Origin of the sequence: Burkholderia sp. AU45388 (genome assembly GCF_030481585.1) — a bacterium.
In the GTDB taxonomy this organism is placed as follows: Bacteria; Pseudomonadota; Gammaproteobacteria; order Burkholderiales; family Burkholderiaceae; genus Burkholderia; species Burkholderia sola.
Genome location: NZ_JAUJPV010000005.1, coordinates 164,546 through 180,723, shown reverse-complemented (window position 1 = coordinate 180,723; position 16,178 = coordinate 164,546). Strand labels below are relative to the sequence as shown.

Sequence of the window (16,178 nt, the reverse complement as noted above, 5' to 3'; positions counted from 1 at the left end):
CATCCGACATCCTTCATATCGAACGGGAACCTGCATGAGAAATGCGTTGAACTTCTACATCGACGGTGCGTGGGTCGCGCCCGCCGGCAACGAGCGGCTTGCAGTTACCGATCCTTGCACCGAAGTGCCGTTCGCCGACGTCGCGCTTGGCGATGCCCGCGATGTCGATCGGGCGGTGGCTGCCGCGAAGCGCGCGTTCGCGACATTTTCGCTGACGGAACCAGCGGAACGCGTCGCGCTCGTGCGTCGGATACTGGACGTGTATCTGACTCGCTACGACGACATCGCCGACACAATCTCGCGCGAAATCGGTGCGCCGCGCCAGTTCGCGCGCGAATGGCAGGCGGGACTCGGCCGTCGGCATCTCGAGGAATTGCTGCGTACGTGCGAAACCTTCGCGTGGCAGCGCCGCAAGGGGACGACGCTCGTGCGCTATGAACCCGTCGGCGTCGTCGCGCTGATCACGCCGTGGAATTGGCCGATGAATCAGATCGTCTGCAAGGTCGCGCCGGCGCTCGTTGCCGGCTGCACGACAGTGCTCAAGCCCAGCGAGATTTCTCCGCTGAACGCAACGATCTTCGCCGAGGTGCTCGATGAGGCAGGCGTGCCGGCCGGCGTGTTCAACCTTGTGCAGGGGGATGGCCCGACGGTCGGCTCGGCGCTTTGCGCGCATCCGGACGTCGACATGGTGTCGTTTACGGGCTCGACGCGAGCAGGCGTTCAGATTGCCACGGTCGCGGCGGCGAGTGTGAAGCGCGTCCATCAGGAACTGGGCGGAAAATCCGCGAATCTGCTGCTGGACGATGCCGATTTCGAGATCGCCGTGACGAAGGGGGTGAATAGCTGCTTCAGCAACAGCGGCCAATCGTGCAATGCGCCGACGCGGATGCTCGTGCCCGCGTCGCGGCATGAGGAAGCAATCGCGATTGCCCGTCGCGCGGCAGCTGCGCATCGTGTCGGGCCTGCCGATGCAGCGGGCGTTACGATGGGGCCTGTCGTCAGCGCCGTGCAGTTCGAGCGTATTCAACGGTCGATCGCGGCCGGTATGGCCGAGGGGGCGACGCTGGTCGCGGGCGGCCTTGGCCGGCCCGACGGGCTCGAGCGTGGGTACTACGTGCGACCGACCGTATTCGCCGGCGTGCGTCCTGACATGACGATTGCACGCGAGGAGATTTTCGGCCCCGTGCTGGCAATCCTGCCGTACCGGAACGACGAGGACGCGATCGCCATTGCGAACGACAGTCCCTATGGCCTTGCCGCCTACGTCCAGTCAACCGATATCGAACGGGCACGTCGGGTGGCGTTCAGGCTGCGCGCAGGCGGTGTCTATCTGAACTATCCTGAGTGGGATCCGGGCGCTCCGTTCGGCGGCTACAAGCAGTCCGGCAATGGACGCGAGTACGCCGAGTGGGGAATCGAATCGTTTCTCGAGGTGAAGGGCATCGTCGGGTACGGACATTGAGCCTATCGCCGGCTTCGGCGTGGTCTGCCGCCGCAACTGTCCGAACGTTATGCGGTCCGTCCGCGCAAGCCATCTGCGACCCGCTCGGCGATCATGATCGTCGGCACATTCGTGTTCGCGCACGGGATCGACGGCATCAATGATGCGTCGCAAACGTACAGCCCCTCGACACCGTGTACCGAACCGTCCGATGCCGTGACGGCGAGCGGATCGTCGGCCGCTCCCATCCGGCACGTACCCGACGGATGCCATGTTCCGCCGACCGATCGCACGACGAATTCCGTCATTGCGGCGTCGTCCATCAGCAGTGTGTCGAGTGAAATGCGCGCCGTGACGACACGTTCGATGAGCGTTGCCCGCAGCGGTCCGGCGAAGTCGAGTAGTGCGCTCAGTGTCCCGCGCTGTATTGCGTTCCATGCGCCCGGGCGCGCTACGGATGCAACCCGCGTCGAGTAGCTCGAAGGAAAGTGTGGCCCGAGGGCTGCGGAAAAATTCGCGTCCGCCAGGGTGGCAGCCCCGAAGCGTACGGCACCCTTCAGCCGTTCGAGGTCGCGGGAATCCGAAAGCATCGAGAAGTCGACCGTCGGCTCGTCCTTCGCATGCCGCGACGCAAGCGTCACGCGGCCCCGCGAATACGACTTGTTCACCCAGAAGAACATCGTGCCGAGCCGATAGCCGACCGAGTGCCAGCCTGAGCGGGACAGAATCGCGCCGTGCATATCGCCCGCAGGCGTGCCGGGTAGTCCAGACGAGTACCGAACGATCGCTTGTTCGTGATGCTCGTCGGGAAACGGCGTGCGCATCGCGCGCGGCAAGAATGCCGACACGGCAATGGACGGATGCTCCATCAGATTGCGGCCCACGCCGTCGCGTGCCGCGACTATATCAATGCCTAACGCGGCGAGATTCTCCGCGGGACCGATGCCGCTGCGCATCAGGAGCGCCGGACTGTGCAGTGCACCGGAGCAGACGATGACTCGTTGTGCGCTCAACGTAATGTGTGTGCCGTCGGCGCCGCGCAGCTCGGCACCCGTCGCGCGGCGTCCTTCGAACCGCACGCGCTCAACGAACGAATCCGTGAGGACGGTCAGGTTGGAACGAGCGCGGGCGGCTGCATCGAGGTAGCAGACCGAGGTCGGGATGCGTTCGCCGGCGTCGCTGACAGCGATCGCGCCGACGAACGTGCCGTCCTCCCAAGCGCCATTCTGATCGGCGCGCAGCGGAAAACCGCGCCGCTCCAACGCGCCGATCGCACCCCGTACGAACGGCGAGAGCCGATCGTCGCGCGCGCGCCGAATCCGTATTGGCCCGTTCATGCCGTGTAGCGGGCCGGCGAGATCGCAGTCGGTCTCGAGTTTGACGAAGTAGGGCAGGCAGCTCGCCCAGTTCCAGCCCGATGCACCGAGCGATTCCCACTCGTCATAATCGCCGGGTGCCCCGCGATTGGCCATCAAAGCGTTGATCGCCGATCCACCGCCGAGCAACCGTCCCTGCTCGTAGCGGCGCGGCGCGGCGGGCCGGCTCATGCTCGCGTGCAGATGCCGCCAGATGTTGCGAGGGTCCAGGTATGCGCGTCCGGGATAGCGGCTTCGGATAGCGGTGGGCATCGACGCGTGTGTGAGGTCCCGGCCGGCCTCGATCAGACATACGGTTCGGTTTGCGTCCTCGGTGAGTCGAGCCGCAAGGACGCAGCCGGCCGAGCCGCCGCCGAGTATCAGATAGTCGTACATCGTGACGCTCGAAAAGGGGCAAAGCGGCCGCGCCCGGCGCGGCGGTCATCGCACGGCGCGCGGCAGGGCACGCCCACCGTCGCCACGTGTCGACTGGTTTATTGCTGCATGAACTTCAGCCAGCGCGCCTTTGCCTGGACGCCCTGATCGGACGCCCACCAATCCTCTGACATCAACGCCTGCTTGCTCGCATTCTCGGGCGAGCTCGGCAACTCGCTTGCGCGTTTGGCCGAAATCTTGCCGGTCTTGTAGGCAGCCGGATTGCCGGGGCCGTAGTCGATATAGGTCGGAAGGTTGGCCTGCAGGTTCGGCGATACCGCAGCGTCGACGAAACGCACCGCATTCGCGAGGTTCGGCGCGTTCTTGAGGATGCACAGCTGCGTATTCTGCAAAATGCCGTCGTTGTAGGTGAACCCGATGTCGGGATTGTCTTTTGCGATCGAGCTCGCACGTCCATTCCAGATCATCTCCATATCCACTTCGCCGTCATGGAGCAGTTGTGCGGACTGGCCACCCGAGGTCCACCACACTGCGATACTGGGCTTGATCTGGGCGAGCTTCTTGAATGCACGATCGACATCGAGCGGATAGAGCTTGTCGCGTGGCACGCCGTCGGCGAGCAGCGCGGCTTCGAGCACCGTCTGCGGGTCGTTGCGCAGCGCGCGCGTTCCGGGAAAATCCTTCACGTTCCAAAAGTCTGCCCAGCTTTGGGGCGGCTTCTTCAGGGCTTTCTTGTTGTAGCCGATGACCGTCGAATAGAACTCGTATGCGACCGAATAGGGCGTTCGATATTTTTCCGGGACCGACGCGGCATTCGGCATCTTCGAAAAATCGAGTTTCTCGAGCAGTCCTTCACGGCCGCCGCGCAGGCAATTCGAAGTGGGCGTGTCGACGACATCCCAGATCGGCTTGCCCGTCGCGCCCTGTGCTTTGATTTGCGGCCACGCATCCGGAATGCTGTCCTGCTTGATCGTGATACCCAGCTCTTTTGCGGCCGGATCCAATATCGCTTTTGTCTGCGCTTCCTGATAGGCGCCGCCTTGCGATACGAACGTGATTTGCCCGGCGGCAAGCGCGGAAACGCTGGTCGCACAACCGAGCGTAAGTGTTATGGCAACCGGACGCAGCTTCATCAGTTTTTTCACGGATCTTCCTCGACGCAGTTGAGCGAAAACATCGTTCGTAGTCTTGCCTGACCTGTCGGTGCGGATGTGCGCCGCAAATCGGCACTTCATGTGTCGAATATAGTGAGCAAAATTGATGGCTACAACATCGAAATTGTTTGAGCCGGCATGCCAAAATGTAATGGCTGACGCGGGCTCATTCAGGCGTAAACCCGAACACGTCGAGTACCTATGGCAATAGCCGCGACGGCCATTGGTGGTGCTCGGTACGCACATTGATCCACCGATGGCCGGTCGACGTTGTCGATCAGTCCGTCGCCGTAGGGCAAATTAATTCTGTCATTCCAGAATCTCCACTGTTCAAGGCATGTGGCACCGGAGTTGACGACTTTATTGACGATGTCACCAAAATAATGTCGTCAATTCGCATATGTCCGCAGACCAATCGTTTTGTGAGCGGCCGGGTTACGCGCAGCTCAGCGGGAGGTGCTACCTCGCCGACTTTTGGGTCCGCTATGTCAACCGCGAAGAGTTAGTCATCCTTTTAGATTCGCTCGCGGAAATGCCGCAGCCAGCTGCGCGCCCTAATGACGAACTCAAGGGCATACCGATTCGTTTGGTGACATCAGCCGATCTCGCGGCCGCGTGCGTCTGGCTCGACAACTGGCGGCACATATTGCCCTGTCTGGTCGCGGCGCGCGGGTTGGTCTCGACTTCGCTCCTACGCGCAGTCGAAATTTTCGTGACGATACCGCATACCTTGCTCGAGATTGAGCGCGAGCGCGCACTCACAGCGCATCCAGACGGTCGCCTCTATGGCTTTCGCGCGCTGATCTTGCACGCGCGCGTTGCTGATTACGTCCGCTTGAGCCCGGTGAAACTGAACGGCGAACGCGGAAGCCGCGGCGCCGTCGGCGCGTTATCGCAACTGCTCGAGCGTTTCCCGGCGCTGGCAGCGTGGCTGCAGTTGCAAATCAAGCAGCACCGTGTCGCGTTGATCGAGATCCGTACCGGCGGCGAATTACGCACCCACTTGAGCGGCCTTCAAGGACTGCATGTGAGTTTTCTGTGGCACTGTCGCCAGTGCGGCTTCACGGCTGCCGATTATCCGTTCAATACGACGAGCCACGCGATCCGATCGCTCTCGGCTCGCGTCAAAAGCGAACTGCTGAGCGGATTCGGAACCGCTGCGCGTGCCGCTGGCGCGACGCACCTGAAAGGCCTGCCGCGCCGCTATGATTTCGCTGCGCCCGCCGCGACACGTCCCTAGCAGGTCGTTGAATTCGACGGGCACCGGCTCGATATCCGTCTCAAGGTCGTGATGCTCGATCCGCTCGGCTTTACGCACGAGTTCGAAATCGGACGCGTCTGGTTGTTGGTGATCATTGACGTATGCACACGCGCCGTGCTCGGGCATCACCTCGTTCTGGCTCGGGAATACAGTCGCTACGACGTCATCAAAGCGATTGAAGCGGCGCTCGAGCCGCATCGAGCCGGACCTTCACGATTTGCGAACTTGGCTACGGTCCCATGGATGGTACCCGTCTCAACGCATGCCGGAGCTGGCGTATGTGACGTAGGAGCACATCAAGCTCGATAACGCGAAGGCGAATCTCGCTACCGAAACGCTGGCCGCTTTATGTGAGTTCGTTGGCTGTCAGGTCTCGGCCGGACCGAAGCACAGTCCGGATGAGCGCCCTTACATCGAGCGGCTCTTTGGCACGATCGCCACTCGGTTGTCCTCGCGCTTGCCGGGCTACACCGGCAGCCATCCTCGCGATTTGCGTCGCGCTTTGTCGGACTCAAAGGGCAATCTGCGCCTGTTCGTGTCCTTCGACGAGCTCGAAGAGTTGGTCGAATACGCGATCGCGAGCTACAACGGCACGCTGCACACAGGACTCAACAACGTCACGCCGCTCGAGGCGATGGAATCGTTCGTCCGTGGCCGACATACGCTCGTGAACTGGTTGCCGGAGCCCCGCCGTCGCACGCTGTGCCTGATGCAGTCGGCGAAGCGTTGTCGTGTCCACGCCTATCTGAATCAGGGTACCCGACCGCATATCAACCTCTACGGTGTGCGTTATTCGAGTTCCGTTCTGGCTTGCAGCACCGGGCTCATCGGTAAGCAGCTGCTCGTCTACCTGAACGTGGATGATTTGCGCAGTGTCCGCGCGTTCCTGCTCGACGGCACCGAATTAGGCGTCCTCGACGCGCAAGGTGCATGGCGCGTCGTGCCGCACAACCTGACCTTGCGACAGGAGATTCGCAAGGCCCAAGGCCGCAAGCGTCTGCGGGCATCACTTGATGCCAGCGGGATCGAGAGGTACATCCGCGCCAAGCTCGATCAGGCCGGGAAAACCCGCCGGGCCGCATCCGATTTGGCGCAAGCGGCTCGCATTCTGGCAGCCGCGCCGATCGTTCGGACGCCGCCGGGACCGGTGTCGACATCGATGTCCACGACGACCGCCGTGGCTTACCCGGCTACCAGTGTAGTGCAGCCCGAAGTCCTAGAGGTGCGGGCGCATCCGCGCAAGCTGAAGATCGGCATCGGTCAGGTAGGTTGATCCCCGTTTCCGAGAGGAGGACACCATGTCAGTCGACGTTCCACGTCCCATCGATCCGGCGTTGCATCCCTTGGCGACCGGCAATTACCGGATCGCTACGCCGGCCATCGAGACTTTCTACGATCTCGTCACGAAATGTTTGCGTTATCGCATCGTGGGCGCGCTTATCTATGGACCGCCGCGCATTGGCAAGACCCGTGCAATCGAGTATCTGCGATTGCTGCTGGCCCGAGATCTGCCGAAAATCACCAGCTACCATGCGCAGTGCGAACACAAGCCGCGGCACGCCGAAGGCCCATTCTTCGTGAACCTGCTCGAGGCGGTCGGAGACCATAACCCGAACGCAGGCGTCCGTTCGGCCAAGCGCATGCGCTTGACGTTGCGCACTCGCGAAGCGGCCGCCCGCGCCGGCAGCGGTACTGTGCTGCTGTTTTGCGACGAGGCGCAGCGGTACAATGAAAACGAATACGAATGGTTGCGGGACGTTCACGATGCGCTCGATCGCCAGCAGATCAAGCTGTTCACGTTTCTCGTCGGCCAACAGGAATTGCTCTCCCAGAAAACTGCCTTGCAGATAGCCGGCAAGACGCAGATCGTCGCGCGCCTGATGATGGAAGAGCTGTCGTTTTACGAGATTCGCAACGTCGACGATGTCGCGACCTGTCTGAACGGTTACGGCCAGACTGCGTATCCGGAGACGAGCGACTGGAGTTTTACGCGATTCTATCTGCCGCAGGCTTTCGACGCCGGGTATCGCTTGCTCGACGACGCGGGCGAGCTCTGGCGGGCGTTTGAGGCGGCCCACCACAAGGCCAGTCTGCCGGGTCGTCTCGAGATTCCGATGGAGTCGTTCGCACGTGCGGTCGAAATTGTGCTGAAGGACAGCGAACTCAAGGACGCGCTGGGTTACTGTCCTGAGCCGGCCTTGTGGACGCACGCCGTGTATCAATGTGGTTACTTCAGTCCCGCCATGCAACCGGCCACGTCCTCGCCACAGCGTAGCGGGCGGTCGCTCCAACCGCCACGCCTGCCGATTCTGACGCTCAACGAGCAAAAAGCTGAGTCCATCGATGGGCTACGTGTTCAACAAGCGCTGGCTGGATCCCTGCGAATCGCTCGTGTCGATTTTGTGGAAGTTCGAGAAGGTCAACGCATTGCCCGGCAATGTTGTCGCGCGGGTGATGGGCCCCGATGTCGATCCGTACGAGGGCGTAGTACCCCAACTCGGTATCGTCAGTATTGCGCGGCTACACAGCATCCTCGGTATTCCCTATGCGTCGCTCAAGATGGGGCTGCTGCACCCAAGTCAGCGGCGCCAGTACAGCCCCCTGTTTCGTCACTGCCGCAGCTGTGTTGCTCGCGGCTACCATAGCGTCGTGCACCAGATGCTGAAATTCAACACCTGTCCGGCGCATTATCGGCAGATGGAAACCGCGTGCCGTCGCTGCGGCTATGAGGCCCCCTACGTCGTGAATGTTCGGCTGCTCGAGTCGCTGTATCGATGCGCGTTCTGTGGAGGCAGTTACGGAGGCGGTGGTTGGTCGCCAGACAGGGCTCGCCCGATGAAGCCCGAGTACCGCAAGACGTTGACGCGCCGCTATTACGAACGTCACTTGGTCGTTATCGCTTCGGCATGGTTGCGATCGCTGCATCTGCGCCCAACGGAAGTTGACACTGGTCTTCGCGTGGCCGCGGCCAGTGACAACTTTAATTCGCGACGTGCAACCTCATGAATTCCCGAGAATTTCGCACCATTTGGTCCACGGCGACCTGCGGAGTGACATCTTTACTTCGAAAACGGTGACAAGTTTATTTTGGTCTACGGGTATAGGCGAGCGAGCTTCGTTCTGCAAGCGCACACCATTTCTGCTGCGGGCCGGTGCATATTCTGCGTACCGAGTTGTTGGCCGAAAGTGTCGGCCGTCGGAGGCGCGAGGGACAGGGACGTACGCGCTGCGACGATCGTTTGGCCACGCTGGAGAGTTGTGTCGACGTGGAAACCGTTCTCGAGATCGGTGCCCGCGGACGGGCGATATTGAGCGCATCGCTGGCAATCGGTGAACAATCGTTAAACGTTGTCGACGAACGAACGTGCTCTGCTACGATGCCGAGAAGTTTCGAGAGCGTGCTCATCGCTTTTGCTCGCTTGGCGATGGGCAACCGAACCTCCCGAAGCCCAGAGGGCTGTCACGAGGGCCATAGTGGCGGCCCTCGCTTCACGGCATTCCTCATGGCTTGCGTATTTCAAACACTAGGATTGATTCGCTCCCGATAAATTCGAGATAAGCGTGCGCGACGCCCGGTTAGAATCGCTGCGTCTACCCATGAGCACGGTACCGATTGACAGATCGGCGTGACTGTCTTAAACGCGTATGGCCATCGAACCCGAGGATCTTCTACCGCATTTTGAGCGTGAGTTGGGTCTGCTGCGCCGCTCGACGCGCGCATTCGCCGAGCTTTACCCCAAAATCGCAGCTCGCCTTGCAATGTCAGGTGAGCACTCGGATGACCCACATGTCGAACGGCTGCTGCAATCGTTCGCGTTGATGAGCGCTCGGCACGACATCCGACTCGAAGATGAGGTGCCGGAGTTTACGCACGCGTTGATTGACACGATCCATGGAGCGTTCCTGCGGCCGTTTCCATCTTGTGCGATGGCCCAATTCCGCGTGGATCGAGACAGCAAGCAGACCGAGCCGCGGATTGTTCCACGCGGCACGCAACTGGTGGCGCCGAATAGCCGCCTGGTGTTCCGCACCGCCGCCGACGTCACGTTGGTGCCGTTGACCGTCTCCGGTGTACGTTACGCGACGTCGACCGTCGCGCCGATGCAAACCACACTGCCGGCCGACACCACGGGGATTTTGTCTTTCACCCTTGAGCTCACGGCACCGTCAGCCCACTTCTCCATCGCTCCAGATACGGTGCGGTTGCATTTGGCGGGGGAAAGGGAGGTGGTGGCTGCGCTCGCCGACGGCGTGCTGATGCACGCCACGCGGGTCTTCGTTGAACTGGACGGCAATGGGCGCTGGCGTCGGGTGGACATGCCGCTGGCGGCCGCAGGTTTCGACGATGCCGATGCCCTGCTTCCGCCGTCTCGCGACAACACGACTGCTCCGTTTCATTTGTTGATGGAGTACGGCGCGTTTCCCGCTCGATTTGACAACCTCGATCTGGATTTGGCGCGGCTGAAACGGTTGGCGGGCGGTGCGCGCAGGATCACGTTGCATTTGGCCCTTGCCGGCGTCCACCCTGACTCACGTTGCGCCCAACGACTGATTGCCGCGTCGGCCGACAATCTCCGGCTGTTTTGCACACCAGTAGTCAACTTGTTCTCGAGCAATGCGGAGCCAATCGAAACGAAGGCTGGGCAAGCGTACTATGCGCTGAAACCGTTTTCGCTGAAGACCGCTGCCACGACCGAGATCTGGTCAGTTGATCAGGTCCGTATAACGACCGCCCAAGGCGCCGCGCTTCTGCCGCCCTTCGAATCCTTGCAGCACGCGCTTGGCGCAGCGCCAGGCCCGTATTGGGTTGTTTTGCGCGACGAAGCCCGGCGCGCGCCGAAGCCGCCTTTCGAGCCCGGCAAGGCGGGACAGGAAGCGCTGCGTGGACAGGCAACTGGAGCGCGCGCAGACGGATTGCATGGCTTGGAACTCGCGCTTGTGAACGCTCGCGGCGAGCCCGTCGATCCGGCCGCGCAGCGCCAGCTCGACATCGTGCTGTCTTGCACAAATGGCAACCTGGCGGACATGCGCGAGCGCCAGTTGGCCGTGCGCGATGGGGACTCTGGTGACGAGATCGAGTTGTTGGCTCAGCCCAGTGCAAGTCCCGCGCCGATTCTTCGCCGCGGTGACCTGTGGGAACTGCTGTCGTGGCTGGTTCCGCAGGCAGCACGACTGAACGCCGAAGGGCTCAATGAGTTCAAGCGCTTTTGCACTCGCTTCGGCATGTCCGCGCCCGACGCCGGCCGGCGATTCGACGCGCTCGTCTCCCTCTCGACTGAACGGGTGCGGCGCTGGATGCCGGGCAAGCCGGCTTCCGCGTTCGTCCAAGGATTGGAGGTCCGGCTCGTGATCGACGAGCAGCGTTTCGTCCAATTCAGTCTCGCCGGACTGGGGCGCGTGATGGATCGACTATTTTCCCCGTACGTTCCAGTCACCAGCTTTGTGCAAATCGTGTTGATCTCGGCAGAGACCGGTGCGGTACTGCGACGCGGCGAACCCTGCGCCGGTTCCCAACCGCTTATTTGACTGATGAAGGAAGAGGGTGCCAGCAGGGAAATTGCAAAGGAATTTCAGGTATCTTTCGCCGGCAAACGTTTTGTCCTACAGTAGCGGGGCCTCAAGCTGGTGAGCCAATTGGGGACAGAACCTGAGACGAAAATAAAGGGAATTCAAATGAGTTTCGCCCCGAATGGCGGTATTCCGGCCGGTTCCGGCGGAAATCTGTTGGGCTCGCTGAGCGCGCTTGGCGGCCTTGCCGGACCGGTCGCATCCACGGTGGCAGGACAGATTGGCCCGCTCGCCGGCGTCGCAAGTCATATCGACACCGTGCAACGCGCGGTTCAGCTTGCGCAGACCGGCTTCTCGCTGATGAACAAAACGCCGGCCGCGATTGCGGACGCGCTTAACAATGCGGCCGGTGGCGTTGCTCGGCTGACTCAGCTAAATCGATACGTGACCATCGACTCGCCGCTCGGTCCGGACGTGCTGCTGGTCAGCACCGCGGTCATCGATGAACATGTCAATCGGTTGCCAGAGATTCACCTCGATTTGCTGTCACACCAGCATGACCTGGTGCCTGATCAGCTGATCGGGCAACCGGTCAAGATTCAATTCGACCAGAGCGCGCGGCAGTCCACGCTCGAGCGCATCGTCTCATCAGGCGCCGCCGATGGCATCCGATACTTCGACGGCTACGTCACGTCGTTCGACCGGGCGGGCAACCCCGGCAAAGTGACGCAATATCAAATGACGGTGGCGCCGTGGTTCTGGTTTCTGACGCGCTCGACCGACTGCCGGATTTTCCAGAACAAGACTGCTCAGGACATTCTCACCGAGATTTTCCAGGATCACGGGTTCACCGATTTCGAGTTCGACATCCGGACCGCACAGAAGCCGCTCGAATACATCGTGATGTACCAGGAGTCCTATTACAACTTCTGTGCGCGTCTGATGGAGCAGGAAGGCCTGATCTGGACGCACCGCTACGAAAAGGAAAAGCACTTCCTTGTCATCGGCGATACGAATTTCGTTTTCCGCCCGATCGACGGGCTGGCTAACTTGCCGTATAACGCCAGCGCGGCGAGTGAAGACAACGGTATCGACCAGTTGCATGAAGGCCGGCGTTTTGGTGTCGGCAAGATCGCCTTTCGCGACTTCAATCACCAAAACCCGTCGTCGCCGCTGATGCTGGCGCAGGCCGAGCCGGAGAATCTCCGGCATGCGGGGCTCGAAACGACAGAGCGTTTCGAACATCAGTCGTTGTTCGACCACGGCGATGACGGTGACCGTTACGCACGCATTGCGATGCAAGCAGAAGAAGCGAGCGCGCATCGCTATACGGGCAGCGGCTATGCGTGGCGGATGAGCGCTGCAGGCAGTGTGACGGTGACCAACCATCCAGTCATGGCCAATAATCAGGAATACGCCATCCTGCACGTTCGTCATGAGGCCGTGAACGATTACACGGAACACAACGCGAAACTGCCGTACCGCAATACATTCTCTCTACTCCCAAAGAAGTTTCCGTATCGTTCGCCCAGAAATACGCCGAAGCCCGTTATTCACGGTACGCAGTCGGCAATCGTTGTCGGCCCAAAGGGCGAAGAAATTCACACGAACGGCAGTGCCGTGAAGGTGCACTTTCTGTGGGATCGGCGCGGCAAGTTGGACGGCTCGGATTCGATGTGGATCCGCGTGTCCCAACCTTGGGCGGGCGACGGGTGGGGGGCGGCCGCCATCCCACGGATCAATCAGGAGGTCTTGGTCGCGTTTAATCAGGGGGACCCCGACAATCCGGTCATTGTGGGCCGCGTCTACAACGGCGAGCAGGGCAATCCTTATCACGGGGCTGCCGGGCAGACGATGGGGATCAAGAGCCAGACGCACAAGGGCGCCGGCTCGAACGAACTGCGGTTCTCGGACGTGAACGGCGCGCAAGAAGTCTTTCTGCACGCGCAGAAAGACATGAACACGGTCATCAAGGATTCGGAAACGCATACGGTCGAAGCCGGCGCGCGCACGGTGTCGCTGCTCAAGGGCAGCGAGACGAAGCAGATCGCGCAGGGTGGACTGAAGGAAACCATCGCGCTGACGCGCGACACCACGGCGAACGTGATCAATACGAAGGCCATCGCGAGCAAGGCCGGGCCCGGCATGCAAAGCCATCAGGCGAGCGACGGCATCGAGCATCGTGTCGGCGATGGCGTCGTGACGATGACGCCGGACAGCATCAAGCTGACCTTCGGTCCGTCAACGATCGTCATCAACGCGAACGGCATCTATCTCGACGGGCCGGTCATCCATTTGAATCGCGGCAGTGCGCAATCCGCGGAACAGGCGCTCGCGCTCGAGTGGGCGGCAGAGCAGGCGACGATCGCGAAGGGGCTGGCGAGCCCCGATCCGGCGACGCGCGCGGCGGCGGCCAAGCTGGCGAGCTCGCTGAAGGCGCAGCAACTGGCGAAACTCGCGGATCACGTGTATCACCCGAACGATCCGCCGCCGACCGGGTGGAAGATGGCGACCAACGATCCGGAAGCGTTGAAGGCTTTCGGGCTCAAGCCGAGCGACTTCGAGAAAAGGGGTAGCAACTTCGGGTCGCAGATGTATATCCCGGATCCGAATGTCTTCGGCGACAGCATGAAGCCGACGATCGCGTTCAAGGGAACCCAGCAGCTCTTCGGCGAAGACATGAGCAACAACATGGCGCAAGGGCTCGGCGCCGATGCGCCGTATTACCGCAATGCGGTCACGATCGGCAAGAACATCGAGACCACGGGCGCGTCGGCCGGCGTCGATTTCACCGGGCATTCGCTCGGCGGTGGCCTGGCGTCTGCTGCAGCCGAGGCCAGCGGCGGTTCGGCGGTGACCTTCAATGCTGCCGGCCTCAATCCGGAGACCGTCGCACAATACGGCGGGACCGCCCAGCCGGCCAACATCACTGCCTACCGCGTCGACGGCGATATCCTGACCGGCCTGCAGGAAGGCCGACTCGGGCCGATCAGCGACGGTACGGCGGCGCTGATGCCCAAGGCTGTTGGTAGCCCCGTCACGCTCGATGGTGAGAGCGTGACCACGGTTGGCCGTCACCTGATGGGTGACGTGACGAACGGGATCAACCAGCAGGTCGCGAAGGATCAACTCGACCTGGTCTCCCAACTGAATTCATCTCACTGATGCGATACAAAAAAGCGATAACCGCCGGCGCGATTGCCGCACTCGTTGGAGTGTCCTCGCCGCTCTGGTGGCCCACTCAAGCCCAAGGGACGAACATGACTGGCTTCAAGCGTTACGCACCGGAAGATTTCTTTTCGGGGCAGCAACTCACGTTGGCTCAGGCCATTCATGACGGCGATCTCACTCGCGTTCAGCAGCTTGCGCCTAAGACCGATCTGAATGCGCCCGGCGCGAAGAATACGACGCTGCTGTCGTATGCCGTGCAGGAAATCGTCCCGGTCAAGAACGATGCGTCCAATCCGCGCTACCAGATCATTTCGGTGCTCGTGAAGAACGGCGCAGATCCCAAGGCGCCGGTCGGTGCCAGCGGCGGATCGGTAGTCGACGTCGCATTGCGGGCCGATACGCCCAACCTTCTGCGCGTGTTGTTGAACAGTGGGCTCGATCCCAACTGGCAATACAACGGCGACACGCCGATGATTTTTGCAGTTGCAGAGAACCGGCTGCTGCCCCAGCTGAAGCTGCTCGTTGAGCACAAGGCGAACGTGAATGCTCGTGATTCGCTCGGAAAGACGGCACTCTTCGAGGCGACGATGATTCAGCAGTGGGACGTCGTCGACTACCTCCTCTCGCACGGCGCGGATCCGAAGATTGCCAGCCAGCTCGGCGTGTCGTACGGGTGGGTGCTGCAAAACGAGTTAAAGAACCATACGGCTGCGGATTCCGCGGCGCGTACGCGCATCGAAGATATCCGCCGAAAGATCGTCACGGCCGGCGCGCCGTGGCCGCCGCTCGATCCGAAGGCGCAACGTGCAGCGATGCGCGCGCGCGGCGAGAAGGTCGTGACGCCGGCCGGCCAGACGGATTGAACGCACGCGTGACGGTGGAAGCGTCGTGCAATGGACTCGGGAAATGATGAACGTTTTTGATTCGACGCCGCGTATCAGGCGGGAGACGGTTCTCGGCGTATCCGGGGCGCTGTACCTCCTCTCACTGACGATGCCGGCGATGCGTTTCGAAAAGGAAGCGTCGCTCAGCGGGCTGTCGGTTCTCGCCCAGGGCTGGTTGGGACTGTTCATGCTCAATCCAGCATGGCTGGCCAATCCGCTCTACGTGGCCGCGGCCGTCCAGCTCGCCCGGAACCGATATACCCGCGCGAGCCAGTTTTCGGCCGCAGCGCTCGCGTGTGCGCTCTGTTCACTGTTCACGACGAAGTGGTACTTCAACGAAGCAGATGCGACGCCGATATCCGGCTACGGCGTTGCGTTTTACGCGTGGCTCGTCGCACATGTCGTATTGCTCGCGGGCAGCTTGCGCTTGCGCCGGGAAAGCACCGTCGCGCTGCAAGGAAAATGAGTGTCGGCGCGAGTGGACGCTGATTTCCAGTCATTCCAACAACTACACATCACGAGAGAACCAGCATGACGGATTCCGAAAACCGTATCCGGATTCACGAAGGCAGCATCGTTCTGCCGAACGGTTTCGAGGATCGCACGACCAACCTCTTCGTGCCGGCCGATACGGCCGCGCAGCCGAACCTCAGTGTTGCACGCGACTGGCTCAAGGACGGAGAGACCCTTGCGCCGTATATCGATCGTCAGATCGCGCTGCTCAAATCGCGGTTGCAGGGACACCGGGTGCTTTCGCGTCAGACTGAACGGCTCGGGCCTGAAACTGACGGAATGCCGGGGGAGCGCATCGACGCTGCCTATCGGAACGGCCCGAAGACCGTTTTTCAACGGCAAGGCGCATTCATCGTTGCCCCAGGACGCGTGCTGATCTTTACCGCGTCGAGCCCGAAGAGCTTCGGCGAAACGCTCGACGCATTGTGGCGCAACTGGCTCGACGGCTACCGTCCGGCAGAACAAGAGTCGGAATAACAACAGCAAAGGACAATC

The 16,178-nt window shown here is 61.4% G+C and carries 8 protein-coding genes and 3 pseudogenes; 9 read left to right on the top strand and 2 right to left on the bottom strand.

The annotated features are described in order from the left end of the window. Nucleotides 1-34 precede the first annotated feature (34 nt). Nucleotides 35-1,462 carry an aldehyde dehydrogenase family protein gene (locus QZM72_RS12350; RefSeq protein WP_301738325.1) on the top strand — a complete coding sequence of 476 codons (1,428 nt, stop codon included), beginning with the start codon at nucleotides 35-37 and terminating at the stop codon, nucleotides 1,460-1,462. Nucleotides 1,463-1,509: 47 nt separating this feature from the next. Here QZM72_RS12350 and QZM72_RS12345 read toward each other — a convergent pair whose 3' ends face one another. Next, nucleotides 1,510-3,192: a GMC family oxidoreductase gene (locus QZM72_RS12345; protein WP_301738215.1), complete on the bottom strand. Its 1,683-nt coding sequence runs from the start codon at nucleotides 3,190-3,192 to the stop codon at nucleotides 1,510-1,512. A 98-nt stretch (nucleotides 3,193-3,290) separates the two neighbouring features. Next, on the bottom strand, nucleotides 3,291-4,325 hold the full coding sequence (locus QZM72_RS12340) for an ABC transporter substrate-binding protein (protein WP_089470262.1): 1,035 nt from the start codon (nucleotides 4,323-4,325) through the stop codon (nucleotides 3,291-3,293). A 769-nt stretch (nucleotides 4,326-5,094) separates the two neighbouring features. On the opposite strand from QZM72_RS12340, the pseudogene QZM72_RS35645 reads away from it, so the two are divergent. The 8 genes and pseudogenes from QZM72_RS35645 to QZM72_RS12295 form a co-directional block, all read left to right on the top strand. Continuing rightward, nucleotides 5,095-6,880, top strand: a pseudogene (locus tag QZM72_RS35645) (integrase); the annotation flags it as partial. 25 nt (nucleotides 6,881-6,905) lie between these two features. Further along, nucleotides 6,906-7,882 (top strand): annotated as a pseudogene (locus tag QZM72_RS12325) (ATP-binding protein). Next, nucleotides 7,851-8,496: pseudogene (locus QZM72_RS12320) on the top strand (hypothetical protein); the annotation flags it as partial. The pseudogenes QZM72_RS12325 and QZM72_RS12320, both read left to right, overlap by 32 nt. A gap of 756 nt (nucleotides 8,497-9,252) precedes the next feature. Further along, on the top strand, nucleotides 9,253-11,133 hold the full coding sequence (gene tssF, locus QZM72_RS12315; protein WP_301738212.1) for a type VI secretion system baseplate subunit TssF: 1,881 nt from the start codon (nucleotides 9,253-9,255) through the stop codon (nucleotides 11,131-11,133). Between the two features lie 147 nt (nucleotides 11,134-11,280). Beyond that, the gene (locus QZM72_RS12310) at nucleotides 11,281-14,280 is read left to right on the top strand and encodes a type VI secretion system Vgr family protein (protein ID WP_301738211.1); all 3,000 of its coding nucleotides are present in this window, start codon (nucleotides 11,281-11,283) and stop codon (nucleotides 14,278-14,280) included. Continuing rightward, nucleotides 14,280-15,149 (top strand): ankyrin repeat domain-containing protein, encoded by an 870-nt coding sequence (locus QZM72_RS12305; protein ID WP_034193886.1) that lies wholly within the window; start codon nucleotides 14,280-14,282, stop codon nucleotides 15,147-15,149. The genes QZM72_RS12310 and QZM72_RS12305 overlap by 1 nt, the downstream gene beginning before the upstream one ends. A 43-nt stretch (nucleotides 15,150-15,192) precedes the next feature. Beyond that, a complete protein-coding gene (locus QZM72_RS12300) occupies nucleotides 15,193-15,636 on the top strand; it encodes a hypothetical protein (RefSeq protein ID WP_301738210.1) in 444 nt (147 codons plus the stop codon). A gap of 65 nt (nucleotides 15,637-15,701) precedes the next feature. Then, nucleotides 15,702-16,160: a DUF1795 domain-containing protein gene (locus QZM72_RS12295; protein WP_301738209.1), complete on the top strand. Its 459-nt coding sequence runs from the start codon at nucleotides 15,702-15,704 to the stop codon at nucleotides 16,158-16,160. The last annotated feature ends 18 nt before the right edge of the window (nucleotides 16,161-16,178 follow it).